Origin of the sequence: Pseudogracilibacillus sp. ICA-222130 (genome assembly GCF_037892545.1) — a bacterium.
GTDB lineage: Bacteria > Bacillota > Bacilli > Bacillales > Amphibacillaceae > Pseudogracilibacillus.
The window spans coordinates 19848-44708 of record NZ_JBBKBG010000021.1 but is presented as its reverse complement, the minus strand read 5'-3'; the positions used below and the strand labels follow the sequence as shown (position 1 = coordinate 44708).

Genomic DNA, 24861 nt, shown 5'->3' with positions numbered 1-24861 from the left:
CCTGGATACTTGTTATCTTCTTGCTTTAAAATAACAGCACCTGGTTCCGTTAATGCATCGACTTGGGATGCACTATCTGCACCATTTGCTTGAATAGAAGATTTAAAATGTAAGTGTATATCTTCCATTGTTAACTTTGAATCTTTCTCAAAAAACCAATCATCAAAACCACCAGCATAGTAATACGTATCTTGTAACATACCCACGACAATGTCAGCGGTACATTCTTCATTCAGTATACCTGTATAATTTCTTACAGGTGATTGCCAAGTTGCCCCGTTCGACCTGTCACCGATAAAGTTTTGAATTGTTTTATCAGTCCTATTAATAATGGTTGTGATAAAATACCAACCATTGTTTATAAAACTTATACTTGGTGTCTCGGATGTATCATAAATTAATGTCCCCGCGTTGTTATAAAGCATTAATCGTAGTCTTCCTTGATATAAAGATATATAGAAAATTGGTTGTCCAGGTCCATTCCTTGTACTAAATATAGGAATAAATGTTTGACCAATTGAATAGGTTGTCGGATTTATCCAGCCACCAACTACAATTTTCACCCCTAAATCAGTAAAAAAGCTACCATCATTGGTAGCGGTAAGATATGTCTTTTCACTTGTTGGATTGACAATATTCTGCCTGAAAAATCGCCCAAACTTCCCTGCCATTAAACTTGCAGATGTTCCAGACCAATTTGAAATAGTAAAATGATGATTATTCATACTGCTGTCTTTTAAGTGATTATCATCTGGTTGCGATTCGTTAAAACGCCATAATGCAACTGTTTCATCATGAATCGGAAACTCACCAGTAAAATCTGTTTGAGATGTTACAACCGATTGAATCGCCATAATAAAATCACCTCCATCTACTCTGACTTAATACATGAAGTTCCGTAAATGTTGCTCCTGTACTACTTACTTTTATTTCATTACTACCAGGATATAAAACTGGAAAATTTAACTCATCTAAAACAGATAAACCATTCCGAACCGTATTTCCACTTGAATCTGTTATTTTTGCAGTTAGTAATCCACTATCAACGATTAATATTTCATTTGATGATAATGGTCCATTGATTTTTAAACTCTCGCCATTTGTAGTAATCGTTAAGAATGTAGAACTTGAACTACTGATACTTCCTTTCATTCGATATATTGGGAAAGATTCTATATTGCCTAACTCCCTTTCAATTACATGGCTGCCAGTAGAATTAATCGTAAATTGCTCATCTGTAATCGCATATCCATAAGGATCTGGACAAACAAATGTAAGTTCAAAGGAGCCTGCACTTCTCAATATTCGTTCACAATCCACCTCTTCCACTAAACGTGCCATAAAATACCTGTTCGGAATATCATCAAGTACTAATTGTTTTAATCCCAAATTCGGATTCAACCACTCAGCCACGTCATCTAATAGATGAATCACCTCAGTGAATGAATGTTGTGGGAATATATTACAAATAACTCTAATATACTTTTCTGATGTATCCGAACCTAAATCAGCGATTCCCATTCGACCAGGTATAACTTCAAACGCATTTCTAGGAGCGGGTGAAACCTGCCAATTAACAATTCTTGCGGTGATTTTCATGTTTTTTGAATGAACCCCATCAAACGTAAACCCCAATTATCCCACTCCTTTCTAACTAGGCACGAACCTTCCTTGTGCTCGAGACCCTGTTTGAATTAAGTTATACAACTCTTGAGAAACTTTTCTAATATCATCTTCGCTTCTTACAATCATTTGTTGGATCGTAATTAATGATCCATATCCATCTTGACTTGTTGCAATACCATTTGTACCCACATTCACATTGGATTGGATGTCGAAATCTGTCGGAACAGCATCTTGAATATCTTCAGATACTTGACTCATTGCTTTATCAAAACCAACCCCTAAACCTTGAGCCATATCATCACCAATACCAGCAAATACAGTTGATGGAGATTTAATACCAAGTAAACCTTTTACTCCACTTACAATTCCACCTACAAAATTACTGATTTTATCTTTGATCCAAGTAACCATGGAGGCAATTCCATCCCAAAGACCACGTACAATATTTCGACCGATTTCGACAATTGCAATTGCTGCTTTTCCTATTCCCGTAATTAATGCCATCACAATTTGTGGTAAAGCAGCGACCAGGGAAGGTATAGCTTTAATTATGCCTACTACTAATTGCAAAATGATACGGATCCCCATATCGATAATCATCGGTAAGTTTGAGGTAATAAAGTTAATAATGGAATTTAAAATTTGTGGTAAGGCTGCAATCAATCTGGGTAATGCCGCAACAATACCCTCAGCTAATGCCATGATAATTCGTAGAGCGGCATTTAATATTTGCCCTAAATTATTGATTAACGTATCTACAATTAAAATGATTGCATCTATAACCGCTGGAATTAGCTGCGGTAAGGCATCTGCTATTCCGTTCGCTAATGCGATAACAATTTGAATAGCCGCTTCAATTAAAATAGGTAAATTTTCAATGATAAACTCCGCAACAGTTGTTACTAAATATACGACCATTTCAACTAACGGCTCGATATTCCCTACAATCGCTTCAATAATTCCTGTTAATAAAGCAATCGCACCTTCTAATAAAGGTGGCAGTAAAGTAGGCAAAAGTTCTACCAATACATTCACCAGCTCTGTTAGCATTGTGGCTATCATATCAATGGCACCCGGGATATACTCTGTAATTCGATTAATTCCTTGAATTAAAAAAGATGATATTCTCTCTCCTATAGCGGTAATATCACCTTCTTGAAATCCATCATTTAATATTTCAGTTATATCTCGAACTAATTCTGTCACATCACCAACTGCCCCTTGGGCCATTTCTGCAAACTGTTCTCCGATAACGATTTGTAGTCCTTCATAGGCTGATTTTAAACTTCGTACAGAACCCGCTAGTCCACTTTCCATCGTGTCTGACATTTGCTGCGCAGCACCATCAGCATTTTCAAGTTCCTTATAAAGGTTATTCATCTCATCGCCAGTCCCAGATAGTAATGCATTCACACCCGCTAAGTCTTGTTTATTGAAAATATTACTTAAGGCGTTCATTTTATCCGCTTCTGACAATCCATCAAGTTCTTTATTTAAATCTGTGAATATATCGTTCATATCTCGAATATTCCCTGATGAATCAGTAACGCTTATGCCTAGACTTTCTAATTCTTTTGCAGCAGCTGAAGTGGGAGATGTTAAAGACATAATGATGTTTCTAAGTTTCGTTCCACCTTCTGCGCCTTTTATCCCGCGGTTCGCTAGGACTCCCAACATCACATTCAAAGTATCTAAATCTTGCCCAGCATTTTTCATTGTCGCTCCCGCAACAAGTATTCCTTCACCTAATTGCTGTACATCTGTGTTTGACTTTTGTGACGTCTTCGCCATTTTGTCCATGTACATGTCCATATCAGCGATTTCAAGGCCTAAAGCAGCCATGGAGTCTGTAACCAAATCAGATGCTCTTGCTAAATCCATATCACCCGCGGCAGCAAGTGTAAGCACACCTGGAAGTGCTCCTATCGCCTGTTCTGTATCATATCCCGCTAAAGCAAGATAATTTAATGCTTCAGCTGATTCTGATGCTGAGAAACGTGTAGTTGCTCCCGCATCTTTTGCTGCTTGAGATAATTTATTAAAGGCTTCTTCCCCTTCTTCTCCTGTAAGTCCCATTGTTGCTTGAACTTGCTTCATGGCATCTTCATATTCGCCATATACATTTAAAGAGTCCTTTATAAACTTACCTGATGCAACCGCTCCAGTCCCAATTGCAGCCATTGCTGCGGCGGCTGCTTTTAAGCCTGCTACCAATACTTTACCCGCAATTTCACCCGCTGTTTTTAAACCATTCACAAGTTTTTCAACTTTTTCTCGGTTAAGCTTCTTTACTTCCTCTTGTGAGTCCTTCAGTTCACGTTCTAAATTATTTAATTCGGCATTCGCATTATTTAACTGAGTTTGCCATGACAATGTTCTTCTATCATTTTCTCCAAAGGATTCAGCAGCATTGGCAAGAGCCTTTTCTAGTGTTGATACTTTTTCCTTTTGTGCATCAATCTCTTTATTTAATACTGCATTTCTCGCTGTTATAGCTTTAATCGATTTATCATTTCTATCAAATTCTGATGTCACTAATTTCATTTCAGAACCTAGCACTCTGAAACTTTGGTTAATTTCCCGTAGAGATTTCTTAAATTCTCGTTCCCCTTCAACACCAATTTTAAGACCAAAATTGTCTGCCATACTGCCACCTCCTCCTAAAATAGATATAAAAAAAGAACAATCTATTGATTGCTCTCAAATCCATGTCCTTATATTAACGCTGTGTTGCAAAGCCTTCGTACTTTGGTTCATATTTGTAATGAAGTACCGCTTCAATCAAGCCCAATGTAAATATGCCAAGCTCAACATTCACTAAAATGTCAATCCTTCTGCAATTCTCTTTTATCCACACACCAACGTTTTCCTCAGTTATACCAAATTGCAACATATCCGGATCCCTTAATATTGATGCGGCTAACGTGCTTTGGGCTGATTTCGGATTGTAATGTTGACTTAAGAATCTAGGACCACTCTTAGAGCCTGCTTTGCCTATTTTTAAAAATCTGTCATTATACCAAAATGCATATACTCCCATCATTCCAATAGGAAGCGATTTTGGTTTATGTGGTAAACCTCTATCAATAATTTCATATCCTTCTACTACAATAGGTTTACCTATCGTTTTACTCACATCCTGTATTAATGAATCAATCTCGTTGATTAGTTCCATTCAATATTCCCCCACATTCAGATATTCTGAATACTATTGTATCAGAATTTTTAAATACCTAACGGAATAACATCATCAATCGATAGTTCATTTTTAGGTTTTGTGAGACCTGAGAATTGTTTGTGGATTTCCCATTGATCAAGTAAATGACCGATAGGCATCAACCAAACTTCCTGTTCAGTCCTTTTCAGCTGTGTCACGCCATAATAAATAAGTCGAGCAAACATTTCTTCATCGTTTACTCGACCACTTCGTTTTTTGTATCGGTTTCCTCCGATTCGATATGTCGTTTTGTTCCTTTAAACATTGCTTCCATAATAGCATCTTTAAAAGTTGCCATTTCAACAGGTGATGTTAACAGTTCCACATCATCTTCCATTAACAACTCTTTCTTTTCTTCATTTAATCGATTATGGATATAGATACTTTGATTGGCAAGCAGGGTAATTAACCAGACAATCTCGTCTAAAGCCATTTCAAAATTTTCAGCTTTCATTAACTTCTCACCTAAATCTTCAAGGCCACCATACCTTTTTGCAATTTCCTTTGTTGCTTTGGTTGTTAAGATTAATTCATATTCCAAACCACCAATCGTAATCTTAGCACTTCTTTCACTCGTCATAATTGATCGCTCCTTATCCTTCAGTTCCCGCAGCAAATACTGGTTCATACACTTCGCTATACCAACCGGTGATAATTTCTTGGTTTACCCCATCATCACCTTCGCTCACTTCAGCTTTCCATGGATGCTTTCCTTGTCCATCTAGCTTGTTTCTTCGTAAAACTGTACCTTCAATTGTGGGTGTAGAGAAAGTAATACTATCTCCTTTCCTTGTGGTGACAAAAGTGATTGGGATTATGGTTCTTGCCTTATTTATTGCAGTTGCTTTGACACAATTGAAAATAAAAGAAGCACCGTTTTACCGAATTGTGTTTTTCTTTCCTAATATCATGTCGATTGTCGTGATCGGGATCCTTTGGACGTTTATTTATAATCCTAGTATGGGACTTGTGAACTCTGGTTTAGAGTTTCTGGGGCTCGAGTCATTGGCAAGACCGTGGCTTGGGAGCGAAACTTGGGCATTGCCAAGTCTTGTCCTTCCATCCATATGGGCAGGAATTGGATTATTTATGTTGATCTTAATGGGTGCTATTAGCAATATCTCAAAAAGCTATTATGAAGCAGCTGAAATTGATGGGGCAAGTGAATGGCAACAGTTTTGGAAGGTAACATTACCCCTTATATGGCCACAGATAAAAATTTCCATTCTTTATATTGTCATTACAACATTAAATGGTTCTTTTATCATTGTACAGGTCATGACTGGCGGAGGACCGAATAATTCCACACATGTCATGGGTTCCTACCTTTATCAACAGGCGTTTGTTCAATATAACTTTGGTTATGGGGCGACAATTGGTGTAATGATACTCATTCTTTCATTAATTACCGTACTCATCCTGCAATTTCTGATGCGAAGTGAAAAAACAGAATACTAGTTTTGGGAGGTGGGATACACATGAAGAAAAGTGTCGGACAGATTTTAGGTCGCACAGGAATCCGAATTCCGTTGATTCTGTGGACAGTCGCGGTTCTTTATCCAATTTTTTGGATGTTCTTAGGTTCATTTAAATCAAATGCGGAAATATATAGAAATCCTTGGGGTTTCCCAGAAACCTGGAATTGGCAAAATTATGCCGAAGCATGGACAAATTTTAATATTGATACAAGTGTATTTAACAGTTTGATTGTGACAGTGCTTGGAGCAGCGTTAACTTTAGTACTTGCTATCCCAACTTCGTATGCGATTGAAAGAATGAATTTTCGTGGCAGTAAATTTCTTTTTACATTATATGTATCGGCTATGATGATTCCGATGGTACTTGGTTGGATCCCCTTGTTTTTCCTATTAAGTGAAATAAATCTGCTTGACAATATTTATGGGCTAGCAATTGTTTATGCAGTCAGTCAGCTGCCGTTTTCAATTTTTGTATTGACGAGTTTCATAAGTACGATACCTAAATCGTTAGAGGAAGCAGCTGCAATAGATGGAATGTCTCCTTATCGTATTTTGTGGAAAATCATTACACCTTTGAGTATGTCTGGTATTATCACTGTTACAATCATGAATGCCATCCAATTTTGGAATGAATATTTCATGGCGTTGATTTTCCTACAGTCACAAGAAAATTATACACTGGCATTAGCGATTGACTTTATTAGTAGTGAGGCTGAATATACAAATGCCTGGGGCACATTATTTGCGAGTCTTGTTATCGCCATCGTTCCTGTAATAGTTCTTTATGCTATTTTCCAAAAAAGGATTGCAAAAGGAATGACTGAAGGTGCGATTAAGGGGTAGGAATAGTAGAAATTGAGGAGTGGGGCTGGGACAGAAGTAAATATAGTTACCAAAAATCGAACAATACGAGCTATTAGCTCCGAGAATATACGTAGACTCCAGTGGGAAGGAAGCGATAGGTGAGACGGTGAAGTGCTATAGTACGAGCGGGCTCACCACGCGCCCACGGAAAGCGAAGTATATTCCCGGAGCTGTTTTATTCTACTATCCATCATATTGTTCAGTTTTTAGCTCATTAAAAATACTTTTGGCTTGGCCTCTTACTTACTTTTGGTAGAATAAATTGTAGCGAAGGGCTAAATGATGCTAAACTATATACAGTGTACCAAAGTAATAGAGAAAAATGGAAAGGGGAAATTTAAGATTAAATTCATACAATTAATGGAGAAAATATTAATTGGTGGGATAATTGGTGTCTCGCTAAATGTACTTGTAAATCTTTTTTTCTATTTTAAAAATGACTACCCATTATTTTCGGTTGTAAATATTAGTGTGATTGTGAGCTCTGTTTTGTTGGTCGTTATTATTCTTTTATATTTAGTTGTAAGAAGAAAGACAAAGGAAAATGAAGCTAGTTAGAAAGCTTGTCATACATAGAGCATAAACCGGACGCTATAAAAATGAAATGGCGTCTTTTTATTATGAATAAGGGGAAATGATACTGGAAAAAGAGAATATGAAGCTACGTAAAGATGTGTTTAGGAGTATTTTCAACTAATTATCGAGCAATCGCATTGTATAAGCGTATGGGTTTTATAGAAGAAGGACGCAAGGTAAATGAGGTAAAGTTAAATGAAAAGGAAGATATGGATGATATTTTGATGTTTAAGTTGATGTGCGCTTATGTTATGATGAAAAAACAATTATATTTGCTAATACACTTTAATTTTTCCATAGTAGCACATTGGATAAGAAGTGAAGACACTCAGATTGAAACCTGAGCGTTTTCATTTCTTATTTAATTTTCATTTGCTATTGTAAGATAGAATTAAATTGAAGGGCATCTCGTAAAATTATCCCAGTATAATCGTCCATAAACTGTCACTTCGAAACTTTGAGTGATATGAAGACGTTTAGGTGGGGGGGGAAGAAAACTCCCACCGATTGAAGTTTTACTTTATAGGAGGAAAGAACATTCATAGCTAAGCAAGTATTGGCTGAATAGAATGGTAAAGTAATATGAAAAGGTTGTGTAAATTATGAAGGTTTCATTAATCGTTGCAATGGATAAAAATCGTGTAATTGGAAGAAACAATGATATTCCGTGGAGAATTCCGAATGACTGGCAGTATGTTAAGAAAATGACAACGGGACACTCGATTATTTTAGGCAGGAAAAACTTTGAATCAATTGGGAGAGCGTTGCCGAATAGAAGAAATATCGTGTTGACAAGAGATAGGAGTTTTAGTTTCCCCGGCTGTGAAATTGCGCATTCTAAAGAAGAAGCACTTGCTTTATGTAGCGATGAAGCAGAAGTTTTCATATTTGGTGGAGAAGAGATATACAATATGTTTTTATCGGATGTTGAAAAGATGTACATCACAAAAATTGAGCATGTGTTTGAAGGAGATACTTTCTTTCCAGAGGTGGATTTTACTGAATGGGAGGAATGTTCCAGAGAAAAAGGAATCAAGGATGAGGCAAATCCTTATGATTATTATTTCCATGTTTATGAAAGAAGAAATAAAAACAAATAGAGCAAACCGTTTGAACTACAAGTTCAAGCGGTTTTTGATTGAGAGTCATTATCATAAGCTTTTCATCCTTCATATTTGCGAAATTTAATGAAACGCGTTATAAAAAATCAAAAAGGGAAAGCTATCTATAGATAAACCGGATTATAAAAAATTTTAAACGTCAGGATAGAAAGGGTTGGAATATGCTAAAAAAATGGAGAGTATTTTTAATTTCATTAGGGATAGTGCTTTTATTTATTATTTGGGGAGTTATTCCAGAGGATATCCTTCCTAACGGTAACTTGGATCACGTAACATCTATCATTCAAGATTTTATTGTAGCTCGTTTTGGATGGTTTTATTTGATTAGTGCATCAGGGTTTGTTGCAAGGTTTGTTGCTGGAATACCAAACTTCACTCGGTATAGCCAAAAATATCGGTATTTTCCATTTGCCTTTTTCGCTCTAAATCCAATTGCAACTGGATCCCCGCCATCTTCACTTGTTGAAATTAAGACATGGTTATCGTCAATTGTTGCACCAGTTAAATCACTAGCAGCTGATACTCCAATATCATCAATACCAAGTGACAATGTTCCGCTTTGAAATTCCTTAATCACTTCAGCAGCTCCATCATCTGCATATAATGTCGCTTCTGCTAATTCAACAGACAATTCAGCACTAATCGCCTTTGCTAAAGGAGTTGGAGTTTCATAAGTTTCATCACCATTTTCTCCTTCTGTTATTTTTGCATAATAAAGCCTATCCAATCCGATAGTTGCCATGAATCATTCCTCCATTTCAAATTCATAATATTTTGCTACATCAATAGCTAAATGATGGTAACCTGTATCATCTTCATGTCCGATATATCTTCTGTCAGTAATAACAAAGTCCGCACCCAAAAGAGTACGGACTAAGGTATTTTTTATTGATGTATAATTCTTTTTTGAAAACAATGAAACTCTAACTTCTTGAACATCGTACTTCGGGAAATTGTCCGCATGTAATTCAAACATCTCAACGATTGGTGTGATTACAATATATAAATCAGGGGCAGTATCAGAAAAGATACCTGTTTCAACTGGAATACCACATTGTTCTGCAATTAGTGTCACTTCGGCTAGTACACTCATATACTTTCCACTTCTTCTTCCAATTTTTTAATCATCGCATCCATACAAGGCTGTCTTGATGTTCTTCTTGCAGGTTTTAAAAATGGCTTTGCAGGTTGTCCAGATTTTCCATATTCGATGATGTTTGCTAATTTAGCATTGCTCACTCCGTCTTTACGCGGTTCATTAAACCCTACTTTAACATTATGGTTTCCCCTTCGATCAACTAAGGCAGGTGATACTCCTAATGCAGATACCAACTCACCAGTTGATCTACTTGGCAGTTTTGTATCTTTTCCAATTACCGAACTTAAATTGGACTTCATTTTATCTAATACCACTTCTCCCCCTGCTTCTAGAACCCTCGGAACGATTTCATCTGTTTTACTTCCCAATCTTGAAATCTTCATCAAGAATTCTTCTGGCATTTTAATATTAACTTTAGCCATCTGCTGCTACCACCTTTTTTGTTAAAACCTCGATATACATATTTCTATTTTTCACATTATCAACGCTTACTATTTCATACCGTCCGTCATCACATACAATAAACATTTTCGGTTTAATGGTTAAATCGGGAATGTTTCTAAAACGAAATAACGCATTCGCTTCAGAAAAGGCCGCCCTATTTGCCCAAGTCTTACTACCAAAGCGTTCTTCTTTGTATGCTGTCACAGATGCTAGGATTCTATCGGTTTCTTCACTGAAAGACTCTTCATCTTTTACAATTTCACGTGTGATAATGTCGATGAATGTACGCATTTTCCCAAAACTCATACACTACACCTTCCAATCTCTATCTAGCCTTAATAAAAGGTTGACTGTTTTCCAAACTTGCTCTCCAGCAAGTGCGCTATCTGCGAAAAATCCACCTGTACTGCCATCTCGACTTTCGTAAAAGTGTGATGCCAACATGATAACCGCTTGTTCCGTTGTCGCGGGCATATTCTCATCTAAATATGTGCCTTCTTTAATATGTTGATAACTCTCTGCATAAGAAATGGCGGCAGTGATGTACATTTCTATTAAAGCGTCATCTTTATCATGTTGGAGTATTAAATTAGCCTTTACTTTTTCTAGTAATGTCATCACTTTCGCCACCTTTATTCTTCTGACATATAACCAGATGTTTTTAATTTCGATAGTAATGCATTAAAATCCGCAACTAAGTCTTCTATAGTTTCTGCTGTACTATCAGATTGATTTGACATTTTTTCATTTGAAGAAGAAGGAAGGCCAGTGACCTTCGCCCCTTCTTCAATAACAAGTTCCCCGCCAATAACCGTTTTTTCTCCGCCTTGTTCTGTATAGTTTTTAGCGTTATACCCCATCGCACTCTACCCCTTTATTATTTTTGTTGTAAGACTTTGATTGCTTCTGGCAAGATTAACTTTCCATCGACACGTTGACTTGCTAAGAAACCAACTTGTCCTGTTGTTGCAAAAAGTTCATTTAAACGCTTAAATGAACGACCTTGTCTGTCTGCAATCCAATAATATCCGAAGTCACCAAAGGCAATAGACTTTGCTCCGCTTTCTAGTGTCGGTGCATAAGCTGACGTAAAAACTGGTCGATTCAATAGTGTATCTGGCGTACCAGCGGTTAATGATGGTTGCCATAAATATTGTCCTTGACCATCTTTTAATTTTCGAATTGCTTTGATTGTCGCATCGTTCATAATGAATACAGCGTTTTTACGATATGGTGCTTTTAGTGAAAAGACTAAGTCGATAATTTCATCAGCTGTAATTGCTGTAGCCGATGTCGTAGTTACACCTATTTCAGCACCACCTGTGTCATTAAATATTCCCGTTGGTTTTCCAACACCGTCACCGATAAGAAAAGCTTCCTCTTCTTTCGCTCCAATTCTTCGTGCAAATTCGGTTGAAATATAACTTTCCATATTAAATGCACTATCGTTTAATAATTCATCAGATATTTTAATCATCGTCCCTAACTTATAAGCACCGATTGAAGTCTGCCCAAACACTGAATCGCTTTCTTCAAATTCCTCTCCTTCATCAAGCCATGCCGCGGAGCCTTTCGTTGTAACAACAGGTATCTTACGATCACCACTTGATGTTTTTACAATTTTCGCTAATTTACGGAAGATGTTCTCTTCTTCCAATGTTTGGACAAGTGTACGCTCAAATTCATCTGGAACTAAAAATCCACCTTCAGAGTCTGTCCCAACTGAAAGTGAATTTACAATTTCTATTGATGGTGTTTTACTCTTCATCACTTTCCAAAAAGATTGTTTATATTCATTACTAGCTATCCCTGTTTTACTTTCCTTTTCATGTTTCGAAGGTTCTTCTACAATTCGAGTATTAATTGGTAGATTCAGCTGAGCTTCTAAAGCTTCTTGACGCTCTAATCGTTTAATCTCATTCCCTAAATTAATTACATCTTCTTCCATTCGGTCATAAACTTCTGCATCTTCTGGAGAAATAAGACCATTACTTCCACGCTTTGAATCTAAAAAGGCTTTTGCTGCCTCCCATGTTTTATTTCGCTTTTCTCTTAACTCTAAAATTTTACTCATATTAATTTCCTCCTATTATTTCAATAGATTAAGCCGCTCATAAAGCGGATCAACCGATTGTTCTTCTTGTGGTTTTTGTATCTTGTTTATTAATGAATTTGTTACTGCTCGTCTACTGAAAACAAAGCTGTTCTCAGGTTGGTTTTCATCTTTACCATTTGCGAACATAATTACATCCGCAAATCCTAGTTCAATTGCTTTATGTGCATTGAGCCACGTTTCAGCATCCATTAATTCCGATAGTTTATTTCTTGATAAACTTGTTTTAATCTCGTAAGCGTTAATGATGCTTTCTTTTACTTCGTCAAGCATATGCACTGTCTTTTTCATTTCTTCACTATCACCAATTGCGACAGTAAATGGATTATGAATCATCATTAGGGACGTTGGTGACATTTGAATTTCAGTGCCTGCCATCGCAATCACAGATGCTGCTGATGCGGCAATCCCATCAATTTTGACAGTGACATCACCTGGATATTCCATTAACATGTTATAAATTTGCGCAGCTGCAATACAATCACCCCCTGGCGAATTAATCCAAACTTCAATATCGCCTTTGCCTTGCACGAGTTCTTCCCTAAAGGCAGACGGTGTGACTTCATCATCAAACCAACTCTCTTCTGCTATTGCCCCATATAAATGAAGGGTTCGTTTATCAGTTTCATTATTCTTTGTCCAGTTCCAAAACTTCTTCATATTCGGTTTCCTCCTTTTCATATTTCTTTGCAAACACACCTGCGTCTTGGAGTTTCGTCATATTCCCATTGATTAAATATAAATCTCCCCCAAGTTCATCCGGTATCCGGTCTAAATTCTCAAGTTCACGAATGTCATTAGCACTCATCCAGCCATTTTGCCTTGCTGTTGCATAGCCACTCATTCGTGAAGCATAATCACCTCTAAGCAATCCATCCACATTAAATTTCACAAAGTACGCTTTCTTTTCACTTTTAGTAAATAGTGAACGACTAATTGCTTGTTCCCACCGAATAACCCATGGATCAAGTGTGTATTTAACGAATTCTAACGATTGTTGCTCTATATTAGAAAAACTCGACTTTTCCAAGTCACCTACCATGTGAGGTGGCACTCGGAAAATTCGAGCAATCTCGTTAATCTGAAATTTTCTTGTTTCAAGAAATTGTGCTTGATCGGGTGCAATTGCGATTTGTTGATACTTCATCCCTTCTTCTAATACAGCAACTCGATGGGCATTACTTGAACCTTGATAAGCTTTATTCCAACTATCCTTTACTCTTTGGGGGTCCTTGATAGTTCCCGGATGTTCTAAGACACCACCTGGTGCCGCTCCATTAGCAAAAAACTTTGCACCATATTCCTCAGTTGCCATTGCTAGACCCACTGCATTTTTAGCCATCGCAATTGGTGAATATCCAACTAAACCATCAAAACCAAGTCCGGGTATATGAAGTACATCTTCAGCTTTTAATGCAATAGTTGTCTTCTCTGACCCATTCATTTCCTCAAATGTTTTTGTGTATAAATAATACAGATTACCTCTCGCATCTCTTTCGACTGACATTTTATTTGGCATAAGTGGGTAAAGTGCAATAACCTCCCCTTTTCCATTGCGAATGATCTGAGCATACGCATTTCCCCATAATAAAAGATGAGTCATTAATGTTTCTCTAAACACAAATGAACTCATCTCAGGATTTGGTTCGTCATGAAGTAAAAAATATAAGGTATGGGATATTGCTTTTTCCTTCCCACCTGTATCTGTGTACTTATATAAGTGCAGTGGTAAACCAGCTACCGCTTCAGCTAATATGCGTACACACGAATATACTGCAGTCATTTGCATTGCTGTAAATTCATTAACGGATTTTCCACTACTAGAATTTCCAAAGATGAAACTATAATTGCTCCCAAATGAATAGTTTTGTGGTTTATCTCTTGCTTTAAATAAATTTGTAAACCACTGCATATGAACATCATCTCCTTAACTTTAGAACACAATCAATCCTCTATCATCATAGACGGAATCACTTGTTCCGCTTCTTCTAATTGCTCGGTCAAGTGCCATAATTGTTGCCACCGCACCATCAATCTTTTCCGTTGATTTTTCCTTGTCAGGTTTAATGTTTCCAGCTGGATCCGTTCGAACATGAATGTTATCCATCATCCAACGTAAAACTGGATGTCCGCCGTGAGCAAGTTTTTCTTCTAATGTTAATTTCATCAACTCTTTTGATGATGGGCTCATATCTTTAAAACCTTGTCCAAAAGGAACTACAGTAAAGCCTAATCCTTCGAGGTTTTGCGTCATCTGAACAGCTCCCCAACGGTCAAAGGCAATTTCCTTTATATTGTATTTCTTTCCTAATTCTTCGATGAACTTTTCAATATAAGCATAGTGAACAACGTTTCCTTCTGTTGTTTGCATGTGACCTTGTTGCTCCCACACATCGTAAGGTACTCTGTCCCTATCCACACGCTGTCTAATGTTTTCTTCAGGTATCCAAAAGTAAGGCAAAACAACATATTTATCATCTTCATATTCTGGTGGAAAGATTAAAACAAATGCTGTGATATCTGTTGTCGATGATAAGTCTAAACCCGCATAGCACTCTCTACCAATTAACCTTTTAGGGTCAACTGGCAAACCACATCTGTCCCACTTTTCCATTGGCATCCATCTGACAGATTGTTTTACCCATTGGTTCAATCGTAACTGCCTAAATAAGTTCTCCTCAGCAGGATTCTGTTTCGCACTTTCACATGCTTGTTCGACTTTCTCTATATCTACTGTAATTCCTAGTGATGGATTTGCCTTCTTCCAAACTTCAGGGTCTGTCCAATCATCATCTTCCTCTGCACCATAGATAACAGGATAAAAAGTAGGATCTATTTTTCTTCCCTCAAGTACATCTTTTGCTTTCTGATGTACTTCGTAACATATTGAATGCTGGTCATTTCCTGCAGTTGTGATTAAGAAATACAATGGTTGTTTCCTTGCGTCCCCTGAACCATGAGTCATAACATCGTATAGCCTTCGGTTCGGTTGTGCATGTAACTCATCAAAAACTACCCCATGGACGTTCAATCCATGTTTTGTATAAGCTTCCGCAGATAACACTTGATAGAAACTACCCAATGGTTTATAAATCAATCGTTTTTGTGAAAGGACGGGTTTAGATCGTGCCTTAAGTGCGGGTGATTGTTCCACCATATCAACTGCAACGTCAAATACAATCGATGCTTGTTGCCTATCCGCAGCACATCCATATACTTCTCCACCATGTTCAAAGTCACCACATGTTAAAAGTAAGGCAACCGCAGCGGCAAGTTCTGACTTTCCTTGTTTCTTAGCTATCTCAATATAGGCAGTATTAAACTGTCGATAGCCATTAGGCTTCATCGTCCCAAATACATCTCGAATAATCTGCTCCTGCCAATCTATCAAGTCAAAGTTTTTTCCAAACCATTCACCTTTTGTATGTTTTAAATAACTTATAAAGTTTACTGCCATATCAGCAGCATCCTTATCGTAGTAGGATTGTTCAGCTTTAAAGATTGTTGGTTTATAAATTTCTAGCTTTCTAATTATAACCACCCCCTTAGCAAATAAAAAAACTAAATGAATTTATAAAGTTTTGCACGACAAAAAAGCCCAGATTGCTATCTGAGCTTAAGACATCTATTTAATTGTTCCACAATCTGTACCCTTTTGCAGAACAATATTCACTGTTTAATTCACAATTTATGTGTTAAAATAACTTTAGGTTTAACAAGGAGGAATTTAAATGGGTAATTGTTCATTATTTGTAATTGACTTCTCCATTTTCGTCTAAGTTTTAACACTTAAAACGGAAGGAGAATTAGCACTTGGGTATTTTTAGCATTTTTGTAATAAATACAGTTCATTATCAACCAAATGAAAAATAATTGGTTATAATGAATTGTTAATATAGAAAATTCATTATAACCACATTGGAGTGGGTTATAATGAACAAAAAAGAGATAAAATTTAGTCAAAACTTTATTACCTCGAAACGACATATAAATAAAATTATGAGTAATTTAGAATTAAATAGCGATGATAATGTTTTTGAAATTGGTTCAGGAAAAGGCCATTTCACACTAGAACTGGTTCAAAAATGTAATTATGTAACAGCTATCGAGATAGATTCAAATTTATGTATTCAAACACAAAATAAAGTTACAAATTACGATAATTTTCGAATTATAAATAAGGATATATTACAGTTCAAGTTCCCAAACAACAGAACATATAAAATCTATGGTAATATACCTTATTATATAAGTACGGATATAGTACGAAAAATTGTCTTTGAAAGTAATGCAACAGTTAGTTACTTAATAGTCGAGGAAGGATTTGCTAAAAGGCTACTCAATACAAATCGTTCTCTAGCGTTACTTTTAATGACTGAAGTAGATATATCCATATTAAGTAAAATCCCTAAAGAATACTTTCATCCAAAACCTAAAATTAATAGTTCTTTAATTATGTTAAAAAGACACCCATCAAAAATATCACACAAAGATAAAAAAATATATAATAATTTTGTTATGAAATGGGTTAACCAAGAATACAGAGAACTATTTACTAAAAACCAGTTTAATAAAGCCTTAAGTTATGCAAAAATAAAGGATTTAAGGAACATTAACTTCGAACAATTTTTATCAGTATTTAATAGCTATAAATTGTTTAATAACTAAGTGACAAATTCCTTAGCATTTAATAAAAAGGATTGCCATCTAGGCAGTCCTTTTTTGGTATTTTCCATTCACCTAGTGTGTTCAACTTTGCTTATATATTATCATATTATTCGGACTACACTAATTTCCCTCCATTAGATTCGTTTTCTAAAGTAACACCGTCTTTTTTATATGAATTCTCAACTGCTCTACGTAAATATTCGACATCAAATCCTGCGCTTTGATAACCTTCTAAAATGGTTGAGTAATAGTAACAACTCGGCTGCTCAAGTGGTCTGCCTTCATTCATAATATAGACCATCGCATTTACTGTCTTTTTATCTACTTTAACTTTCATCATTTCTTTTCTATACAGATGTGGCCATCCTTCATAACGATCAAGTGCCTTTTCGTCACTAGAGGTAATCTGCCACACAAGGACCGGAACGCTTTCTCCCTTGCATGGTTCAACCGTTGCAACTGCATGCGCGTGTGGCCCCCTAAAAACGAGTTTGTGCCCCTTTATTTCACTTGGTCCTACTACTTTTGCAGTCGGACATCTATTTGCCATTTGTTCTAGATTTAAATTTGATCCGTAAGCAATATATAATTTACCCATCATGTCAATCCTTTCACAATTTATTTTTGAATGATTCCGGGTAGCTTATCCAACCCGGAACCTCCACGCTGCTGAGCCTGACAAAGGCTTGGTTAAGTGTGCCCTACAGTTTGCGAACTCTTCTCCAATCAATCCGATTCGATTGAGGTATGTTCGCATGGCAAATTTTTCATTTTCAACTTGCGGTTTTTTCGATGAAGCGCTTTTCTGTGTTAATGCTTGATTGTTGATTGCTAGGGATAAAACTATGAAGCTTCTTATTTTCCCTGCGTGAAGGACACTGTTAAAGCCTCGTAACTCAACCGTTCGGTTTCTTCTAAAAAAGCTATGTAGATTTAAGAAATGGTATCGGCTATTATGATAGTGTCTACTTCTGCTTTCGCTGTATCCTTCATACCAAATGTCTTCAATTTCCCGCATTGTCTTTGGCTTTTTCCGATTCATCTTTTCTACTAAAATGTCATCCATCCGTTTGCAATAACGCATTCTCTCATTCTTGATTTCTAGTGCCTTGTAAAACAAATCGTTCCTACTTGCGATGATGTTTACAAAGTTTCGTATGCTCCTTGGTGTATGTGGGCTCCCATCTAAGTGAATGTGAATTCCACAAGATGAATTGGTAAAGGCTCCCGCTTTCCGTATCCTTCGAACAAGCTCCTGTAAAGTGTCAATGTCTTTTCGGTAGGTTAGAATTGGGCTTACAATCTCAACGCTATAATCTCTGTTTGCATTAACCCTTCTACCGTTTCGACTAACTTGCGTCCGAATACTTCCATCATAAACAAATTCCCATATCCGTCCGTCTGGAACTTTCACTTTCTTTACATCGTAGTATGTTCCACCTTCGATGTATTTCCCCTCAAGAAACTTTGCTGCTACCTTCGCTGCTTTTTCTCTTGTGATTCCTGTGAATTCAATTTCAATTCCAAACTTTGCGTTTAACATTTCATCATCCCCTTTTAGAGTGTATGTGTGTTTTTGTTACATACATATATCACTCTAAAAGCCTTATATATCAAGTGTTATCTACAGTTATTTGAATGTATTTTTATTGTTCGATGATTAGACACTTATCAACTCCAAATACAATTCCGAGTGAACTTCCTTTATCCCATTTTATGTGTATTGTTCCTATATCATCGACATAAGAAACAGTTCCTTCATCACCTGGGATAAGATTTGAATATGGATCATCCATTTCAATCAAACGTACTCTTGTTCCAGGCTGATATTGTTTTTTTAACTTGGTCAGCGATTCTTTCGTTATATTGTTCATGAAGCTTCCACCATTTTTTTCGTTCTTTTAAATGAAGAATCACCTGACAGTTTTGACATCAAGAGCTTTCTGTCGGATTTATATTCATCGCCTATAAAATTTAGCTTTAACAGGAAACATCGAAATGCATATTTTTCGTTTTCGACTTGTTTTTCAACTGCCGTCACTCGTTTTTGCTTTAGAGCTGTTTCGCATAATGCGACAATAAACTTTGTGTATGTTTCTAATTCCTCTGGTGTCAATTTTCTTTCAAACCAAGGGAATATGATACGGTCGTCTTCTAGTGCAATTTTAGTTGTTTCAATAGCTAGTGCCAGTTTAATTAATGTGGTTTTACTCTGAATCAGTTTTTCTAAATTCTCTATTGTTTGCTCATCGAAGGGGTCTCGGGGATATTCAATGGAAAGTATGAACGTTTCCTTTGACTCATCCCGATCCGCTCCAAAGTTATATTTACTTTCTAATGTATGGATTAACTCTTCATTAGTCGGGCCTTCCAAAGTTCCAACCCTATCAACTACATACTCTCCAATCTCGTAAGCAAAGCTTGGTGTTCCTTTATACTCAAAAGGAATATTCAAATGTTCGCTGATTGCTTCCACTAACTTTTTCCGTTCTTTTCCCTTCACATTAAATTTTACAATCATTTTTTATTCCACCTTTCAATTTTGGTACATACATATATCACTCTAAAAGGTGTTTATATCAAGTGTTTTGAACAGATTCCATCTGACTTCCTAATCTTTATTTAATTGTATGGCAATTCCAGTTAAAACATATATAACACAAGGAAGTGCGACTCCATTTCCCCACATTTTATATTCAGCAGTATCAGAATGTGGCTGGCTTAACCATTTGACGATTTGCTTTCGAGTTTTAGGTCGCTTATTTTTACTAATCAATTGTCGGTGCGTTTCCCACACTTTCTCCCAAAAGTTAATCTCTTCATCCGATGGGTTGTCTTCACTTAAGTTATCGCACCATCCATCTGGGAAACCTTGCAATCTACCACATTCAGTAGGGGTGAGCCTCCTCACAATTAAATCTTCAACATTTACAAGTGGGGGATCCTTATAATCAGTAGCAACAAGCGTACTAGCGAGTTCTTTTTCGGCACTTGTAAAATGTGAGTTTTTACTAGATGAATAGGTTGATTGTTTTCCTTTTCTTAATTCATCTTTACTACTCACAATTGCAATTCCGCCTTGATTACTGTTTGGTGAGTTACCAGATGTATCTATTGTTCTTGACACATCACTTTCATAAATATTTGCTCGAACGTTAACCGTTCCTTCAGATGTCAAACGAATATCAAAGGTTCTCGGTTTCTCTAAAACAAATGGCTGATTGTTTCCACCAGTTCCATATAAAGACACAACGGTCTGGGCAACATCAACCGGTCCTTTAATTCTTGCATCCCTTCCATGGTTATCGAATACAAGTGGAGGATGATTTGATTTTGCTCGTAAAGTTGCTGTTACCCCTTTGGTTACATCCATTCGGCTACCACCTTGGTCATTTAAGCAGATATTGCTTGTTTCTTTAGCACTTTTTGAAGTATCTCCGGTAGTTCCTTGCTCCGCTGTTTTGCTCTGCGTAAAATACCCTCGCAAGCTCTCTGACTCAAATAATATTTTGGATGCACTTCTTCCATTAAAATCTGCGACAAGAAAGATTCGTTTTCTTCGCTGGGGTACTCCCCAATATTGCGCATCAAGGACTCGCCAGGCAATTGAGTAGTTATCTCCCAACACTTCTCCTGCATTTTCCCATTTATCTGGTTTAGGGATATCAACTTTCTCGGCCTTGACCTTACAGAATTTCTCGATGACACTTTTGAAGTCTTCTCCTTTATTTGAGGAGAAGGCTCCACAGACATTTTCCCACACTGCATATCTTGGATATTCACCATTTGTTTTACACCTCATTTCCTTTATAATTCGCATCGCTTCATAAAATAAAGAGGACTGACTTCCGTCTAGTCCTGCACGTTTTCCTGCAATTGATAGATCAGTACATGGTGAACCAAAAGTGATAATATTAACTGGTTCAACCTCTGCACCGTTGATTGAACTAATGTCCCCTAAATGTTTCATTTGAGGAATTCGTTTTGATGTAACACGAATTGGAAATGGTTCAACTTCAGATGCCCACTTTGGTTCAATTCCGCAAATGATACCTGCAAGTGGAAATCCTCCAGAACCATCAAAAAGCGAACCTAAAGTAAGTTTACGCACTTTCACTCACCTCAAGTTCGCTATAAGCAATCTTTTTATTATTTCGAATAACATACACACCTTCATCTGTTCCAACTTGTTCAATGTATCTTTTCGCAATCACATCACAAAACTTTTCATCTAATTCAATCATATAACATATTCGGTCGGTTTGTTCCGATGCAATTAAAGTCGAACCAGAACCACCAAATGGATCGAGTACAATACTGTTTGTTAAACTTGAATTCATAATTGGATAGGCAATTAAGGCAATTGGTTTCATCGTTGGATGGTCGGCATTTCGTTTAGGTTTATCAAACTCCCAAATAGTCGATTGCTTTCTATCTGAATACCAGCGGTGTCTACCATTCTTTTTCCAGCCAAATAATATCGGTTCGTGTTTCCACTGATAAGGTGAACGGCCAAGTACAAGTGATTGTTTCTTCCATATACAAGTTCCAGATAAATAAAAACCAGCTTCTTCAAATGCTCTGCGGAAATTAAGACCTTCTGTATCCGCATGAAACACATAAATGCTGCCATCTTTCGCAAGCGCATCTTCTGTGTTCTTAAAAGCATCCAATAAAAACTGGTAAAATGTATCATTATTCATATTGTCGTTTTTAATTTTCCCCGCACTGCCTTCATAATCAACATTATAAGGTGGATCAGTGACAACCAAGTTTGCTTTTTTATCCTCCATTAACTTTTCAAAAGTTTCTTTTTTCGTACTGTCCCCGCATACGAGTCGATGTCTACCTAAAAGCCACACATCACCTTGCATCGTTATTGGTGGATTTTGAAGTTCTTCTTCGACATCAAAGTCATCATCTTCTACTCGATCTCGAAGTGTATCTTTAAACAAATCATCAATTTCAGCAGCGTCAAAACCTGTGAGTGAAACATCAAAGTCTGCTGCATCTAAATCTGTCATAAGTACAGCTAATTTTTCTTTATCCCAATCACCGCTAATTTTATTTAAAGCAACGTTTAATGCTTTCTCTTTTTCTTCATTTAATTCAACCACGACACACTCGACTTCAGTTCTTCCCATACTTGCCAAAACTTTCAACCGTTGATGCCCACCAACTACTCTGCCAGTTGTCTTGTTCCAAATGACTGGATCAACATATCCAAACTCCTCGAGTGAACGTTTTATTTTTTCATATTCGCTATCGCCTGGTTGTAAATCTTTTCTCGGATTATAATCAGCGGGAATAAGCTTTTTAACTTCAATCTTCTCTATTATCATATTTACTCACCGCCTGATTAAATTCTTTATACCTTTTCACGTCTTCCCATGGGAATAACCAACTATCGAAATGGCCATAAACTGCTGTATCGGCATACTGAACATCTCGCAACTGTAAGTATTCAATAATCGCTGCTGGTTTTAAGTTAAATACTGCTAGAGCTGCTTGTTCAAGTATTGAATCAGAAACTTTTCCCGTCCCAAATGTATTTATTGAAAATGCGACAGGATTCGCCTTTCCGATAGCATATGAAATACTTACCTCACATTTCTCTGCGTAATCGCACCACACGATGTGCTTGGCAATATGCCTTGCCATATAAGCACCACTTCTATCAACTTTGGTAGGATCCTTTCCTGAAAATGCCCCGCCACCATGCGCTGTAAAACCTCCGTAAGTGTCAACCATCAGTTTTCTTCCAGTTAATCCTGTATCAGCTGTTGGTCCTCCAACAACAAATCGCCCTGATGGATTGATTAAAATATCTGTATTTTCATCAAACGGGAAGTCTTCAAAAACCTGCCATAAGACATTTTCAATAATATCTCTTTCAATTTCTGTTTGTCTTTTATAAGCAAGATGTTGAACAGATACAACAATTGTTTTAACTCTGATTGGTTGATTATTTCTATATTCAATTGTGACCTGGGCTTTCCCATCTGGAAAATATCCTTTAATAATTTTTCCTTTGCGGACTTCATCTAATCGTTTTACAATTTTATGTGAAAGCACTAATGGTAATGGCAGCATTTCCTTTGTTTCATTTGTCGCATAACCATACATTGTTCCTTGGTCACCTGCGCCAATTGTTCCGTAAGGCTCTTTGATTCTCTGACGAGCTTCAAGTGCTGTATCTACCGCTTGTGCAATATCTGTACTTTGTTTCTGTACATATACAGATATTTTAAAATCTGTAGGTTTGTAACCCACATCAACTAATACACTTTTTACAACATCTTTAAGATTAAGTTTTTCGCTACAGGAGATTTCGCCCGCCACGATGATTCTTCCTTTTGTCGCAAGCACCTCACATGCCATACGTGAAGCTTTGTCTTTTGTTAAACAAGCATCCAAAATACTATCTGATATTAAATCACAAAGTTTATCCGGATGACCCGCACATACACTTTCAGCTGTTAAATATTTAATCGTCATCACATTACCTCGTTTCAGTTATTTGCCTTTACGCATCGTTAATAAACGCTCCATCATATCATCTTGTGGATTCGCACCAATGAATTCTGTTGCACTGTTTTCTCTTATAATTTGATAAATTTCTAACCAGAGTCGATTGGTTTGTGTCATGAAGTTTTGACTCATAGCAACATACGGGCTTTGCATAGCATTTCCCGTTGTTGGATGTTTTGCTAAAAAGCCAAACTCTGTCACAGCTGCCTCGCACTGCATCCATCTTGCTGCACTCATAGCATACCTTTCTAAAAGTTGCGGCATGATTAAATGAGCACAGTCCCTTTCATTTAACCAATTCCACGTTTCTTCATAAATTTCTGCCGCTTCAAGAGTTGAACCGTCCTTTTCAGTGGCAGATAGCATCTCTCTTGGCGGTGGCATTTCTTGTCCTTGAAGGTCAGGTGCATGTGTAAATTCGAGCACTTCTAATTTTCGTCTACCTGGATTTCCATCTTCTAATTTTTCGTATAATGGCTTTCTTTTACGTCCAGAACCAACCCGAGCACCGCCCCTATTTGTTCCATCCTTGGCCATTTCAACACCTCATTTCTGCTCGCCCCCTATATACCCTCTTTGAAATCGCGACTTTTTGCGTGACGTTCCCCGCCCGTTGTCCACATGATAAGCTGTAGAGATTGATTACCCCCTACTCCTTCGCCAACGATCGCCATCTCGTGCGGTAATCGATGAGTGACAGGGTGTGCAAACAGACATCAGATTGCTTTCGTCATGCGTTCCACCACGTGACAGCGGTAGGATGTGATGTACTTCTTGCACTGGAGTTAGCTTCCCGTTTCGCTTACACTCCTCGCAGAGCGGGTTCTTTGCAACATAACGGTCACGTATCCTTTTCCAGGCACGTCCGTATCGCTTTGCGGTGTTTGGATCACGTTGATACCTTTCATATCTTCTTGCCTCAGCCTTCCGGTGTTCATCACAAAAGCGTTCATGCGTTAACTCAGGACATCCTGGCTGTGAACAAGGTCGCTTTGGTTTTCTCGGCATAACTTTCACCTCCAAACAAAAAAGCCCCCGTAGGATTTCTCCCACGAAGGCTTGCGATATTTCGTCTATATTAATACCATAACATGCTCAAAGTCAAAAAGCGTCCGCAATATTAC

General features: G+C 37.2%; 30 protein-coding genes. 5 read left to right on the top strand and 25 right to left on the bottom strand.

Going from position 1 to position 24861, the window contains the following annotated elements:
• From WKT09_RS09395 to WKT09_RS09370, 6 genes are all read right to left on the bottom strand, one after another.
• Positions 1–854: hypothetical protein (locus tag WKT09_RS09395; RefSeq protein WP_340415777.1), on the bottom strand; the 854-nt coding region annotated here is incomplete at its 3' end.
• A gap of 7 nt (positions 855–861) precedes the next feature.
• On the bottom strand, positions 862–1635 hold the full coding sequence (locus WKT09_RS09390) for a distal tail protein Dit (protein WP_340415776.1): 774 nt from the start codon (positions 1633–1635) through the stop codon (positions 862–864).
• Positions 1636–1650: 15 nt separating this feature from the next.
• The gene (locus WKT09_RS09385; RefSeq protein ID WP_340415775.1) at positions 1651–4272 is read right to left on the bottom strand and encodes a phage tail tape measure protein; all 2622 of its coding nucleotides are present in this window, start codon (positions 4270–4272) and stop codon (positions 1651–1653) included.
• Between the two features lie 73 nt (positions 4273–4345).
• Positions 4346–4801, bottom strand: coding sequence for a hypothetical protein (locus tag WKT09_RS09380; protein WP_123317347.1), 456 nt, complete (start codon positions 4799–4801; stop codon positions 4346–4348).
• A 50-nt stretch (positions 4802–4851) separates the two neighbouring features.
• Positions 4852–5028, bottom strand: a complete 177-nt coding sequence (locus tag WKT09_RS09375; protein WP_320378185.1) for a hypothetical protein — start codon at positions 5026–5028, stop codon at positions 4852–4854.
• Positions 5029–5039: 11 nt separating this feature from the next.
• Positions 5040–5423, bottom strand: a complete 384-nt coding sequence (locus WKT09_RS09370; protein ID WP_320378184.1) for a hypothetical protein — start codon at positions 5421–5423, stop codon at positions 5040–5042.
• Between the two features lie 224 nt (positions 5424–5647).
• On the opposite strand from WKT09_RS09370, the gene WKT09_RS09360 reads away from it, so the two are divergent.
• From WKT09_RS09360 to WKT09_RS09345, 3 genes are all read left to right on the top strand, one after another.
• Positions 5648–6301, top strand: coding sequence for a carbohydrate ABC transporter permease (locus tag WKT09_RS09360; RefSeq protein ID WP_390188000.1), 654 nt, complete (start codon positions 5648–5650; stop codon positions 6299–6301).
• 20 nt (positions 6302–6321) lie between these two features.
• Positions 6322–7164, top strand: coding sequence for a carbohydrate ABC transporter permease (locus tag WKT09_RS09355; protein ID WP_340415774.1), 843 nt, complete (start codon positions 6322–6324; stop codon positions 7162–7164).
• A 1199-nt stretch (positions 7165–8363) separates the two neighbouring features.
• On the top strand, positions 8364–8861 hold the full coding sequence (locus tag WKT09_RS09345) for a dihydrofolate reductase (protein ID WP_340415773.1): 498 nt from the start codon (positions 8364–8366) through the stop codon (positions 8859–8861).
• Positions 8862–9198: 337 nt separating this feature from the next.
• On the opposite strand, the gene WKT09_RS09340 is transcribed toward WKT09_RS09345, so the two are convergent.
• From WKT09_RS09340 to WKT09_RS09295, 10 genes are read right to left on the bottom strand one after another with little or no spacing between them, the layout of a single operon-like run.
• The gene (locus tag WKT09_RS09340) at positions 9199–9624 is read right to left on the bottom strand and encodes a major tail protein (RefSeq protein WP_445324013.1); all 426 of its coding nucleotides are present in this window, start codon (positions 9622–9624) and stop codon (positions 9199–9201) included.
• Between the two features lie 3 nt (positions 9625–9627).
• Positions 9628–9975 (bottom strand): hypothetical protein, encoded by a 348-nt coding sequence (locus WKT09_RS09335; RefSeq protein ID WP_320378181.1) that lies wholly within the window; start codon positions 9973–9975, stop codon positions 9628–9630.
• Positions 9972–10403, bottom strand: coding sequence for an HK97-gp10 family putative phage morphogenesis protein (locus WKT09_RS09330; protein ID WP_285615181.1), 432 nt, complete (start codon positions 10401–10403; stop codon positions 9972–9974). Before WKT09_RS09330 ends, WKT09_RS09335 begins: the two co-directional genes overlap by 4 nt.
• Positions 10396–10731, bottom strand: a complete 336-nt coding sequence (locus tag WKT09_RS09325; protein ID WP_320378180.1) for a head-tail adaptor protein — start codon at positions 10729–10731, stop codon at positions 10396–10398. Before WKT09_RS09325 ends, WKT09_RS09330 begins: the two co-directional genes overlap by 8 nt.
• Before the next feature lie 3 nt (positions 10732–10734).
• A complete protein-coding gene (locus WKT09_RS09320; RefSeq protein WP_442962018.1) occupies positions 10735–11055 on the bottom strand; it encodes a head-tail connector protein in 321 nt (106 codons plus the stop codon).
• Positions 11056–11057: 2 nt separating this feature from the next.
• Complete coding sequence (locus tag WKT09_RS09315; RefSeq protein ID WP_340415772.1) at positions 11058–11285, bottom strand: Head fiber protein; 228 nt, start codon at positions 11283–11285, stop codon at positions 11058–11060.
• A 17-nt stretch (positions 11286–11302) separates the two neighbouring features.
• Positions 11303–12499 (bottom strand): phage major capsid protein, encoded by a 1197-nt coding sequence (locus tag WKT09_RS09310; RefSeq protein ID WP_061114371.1) that lies wholly within the window; start codon positions 12497–12499, stop codon positions 11303–11305.
• A 15-nt stretch (positions 12500–12514) separates the two neighbouring features.
• Positions 12515–13198, bottom strand: coding sequence for a head maturation protease, ClpP-related (locus WKT09_RS09305; protein WP_320378178.1), 684 nt, complete (start codon positions 13196–13198; stop codon positions 12515–12517).
• Positions 13167–14450 (bottom strand): phage portal protein, encoded by a 1284-nt coding sequence (locus WKT09_RS09300; protein ID WP_270897764.1) that lies wholly within the window; start codon positions 14448–14450, stop codon positions 13167–13169. Before WKT09_RS09300 ends, WKT09_RS09305 begins: the two co-directional genes overlap by 32 nt.
• A gap of 21 nt (positions 14451–14471) precedes the next feature.
• Complete coding sequence (locus WKT09_RS09295) at positions 14472–16070, bottom strand: terminase large subunit (RefSeq protein ID WP_340415778.1); 1599 nt, start codon at positions 16068–16070, stop codon at positions 14472–14474.
• 281 nt (positions 16071–16351) lie between these two features.
• On the opposite strand from WKT09_RS09295, the gene ermCL reads away from it, so the two are divergent.
• Both ermCL and erm read left to right on the top strand, forming a co-directional pair.
• Positions 16352–16411, top strand: a complete 60-nt coding sequence (ermCL, locus tag WKT09_RS09290) for a 23S rRNA methylase leader peptide ErmCL (protein WP_123317386.1) — start codon at positions 16352–16354, stop codon at positions 16409–16411.
• A gap of 60 nt (positions 16412–16471) precedes the next feature.
• On the top strand, positions 16472–17206 hold the full coding sequence (gene erm / locus WKT09_RS09285; RefSeq protein ID WP_070458552.1) for a 23S ribosomal RNA methyltransferase Erm: 735 nt from the start codon (positions 16472–16474) through the stop codon (positions 17204–17206).
• A 115-nt stretch (positions 17207–17321) separates the two neighbouring features.
• On the opposite strand, the gene WKT09_RS09280 is transcribed toward erm, so the two are convergent.
• From WKT09_RS09280 to WKT09_RS09240, 9 genes are all read right to left on the bottom strand, one after another.
• The gene (locus tag WKT09_RS09280) at positions 17322–17804 is read right to left on the bottom strand and encodes a gamma-glutamylcyclotransferase family protein (RefSeq protein ID WP_234982939.1); all 483 of its coding nucleotides are present in this window, start codon (positions 17802–17804) and stop codon (positions 17322–17324) included.
• A 45-nt stretch (positions 17805–17849) separates the two neighbouring features.
• Positions 17850–18749 carry an amidoligase family protein gene (locus tag WKT09_RS09275; RefSeq protein WP_205178025.1) on the bottom strand — a complete coding sequence of 300 codons (900 nt, stop codon included), beginning with the start codon at positions 18747–18749 and terminating at the stop codon, positions 17850–17852.
• A gap of 103 nt (positions 18750–18852) precedes the next feature.
• Positions 18853–19080 (bottom strand): DUF4314 domain-containing protein, encoded by a 228-nt coding sequence (locus WKT09_RS09270; RefSeq protein ID WP_078756217.1) that lies wholly within the window; start codon positions 19078–19080, stop codon positions 18853–18855.
• On the bottom strand, positions 19077–19727 hold the full coding sequence (locus WKT09_RS09265; protein ID WP_205178027.1) for a virulence protein: 651 nt from the start codon (positions 19725–19727) through the stop codon (positions 19077–19079). Before WKT09_RS09265 ends, WKT09_RS09270 begins: the two co-directional genes overlap by 4 nt.
• A gap of 90 nt (positions 19728–19817) precedes the next feature.
• On the bottom strand, positions 19818–21317 hold the full coding sequence (locus WKT09_RS09260; RefSeq protein WP_205178029.1) for a DNA cytosine methyltransferase: 1500 nt from the start codon (positions 21315–21317) through the stop codon (positions 19818–19820).
• Positions 21310–22548: a site-specific DNA-methyltransferase gene (locus WKT09_RS09255; protein ID WP_270897765.1), complete on the bottom strand. Its 1239-nt coding sequence runs from the start codon at positions 22546–22548 to the stop codon at positions 21310–21312. The genes WKT09_RS09260 and WKT09_RS09255 overlap by 8 nt, the downstream gene beginning before the upstream one ends.
• Positions 22529–23704 carry a methionine adenosyltransferase gene (gene metK / locus WKT09_RS09250; protein WP_270897766.1) on the bottom strand — a complete coding sequence of 392 codons (1176 nt, stop codon included), beginning with the start codon at positions 23702–23704 and terminating at the stop codon, positions 22529–22531. The genes WKT09_RS09255 and metK overlap by 20 nt, the downstream gene beginning before the upstream one ends.
• A gap of 18 nt (positions 23705–23722) precedes the next feature.
• Entirely contained in the window at positions 23723–24274 is a 552-nt protein-coding gene (locus WKT09_RS09245; protein ID WP_061114380.1) for a P27 family phage terminase small subunit, read from the bottom strand.
• A 105-nt stretch (positions 24275–24379) separates the two neighbouring features.
• Positions 24380–24745: an HNH endonuclease gene (locus tag WKT09_RS09240; protein WP_270897767.1), complete on the bottom strand. Its 366-nt coding sequence runs from the start codon at positions 24743–24745 to the stop codon at positions 24380–24382.
• Between the last annotated feature and the right edge of the window lie 116 nt (positions 24746–24861).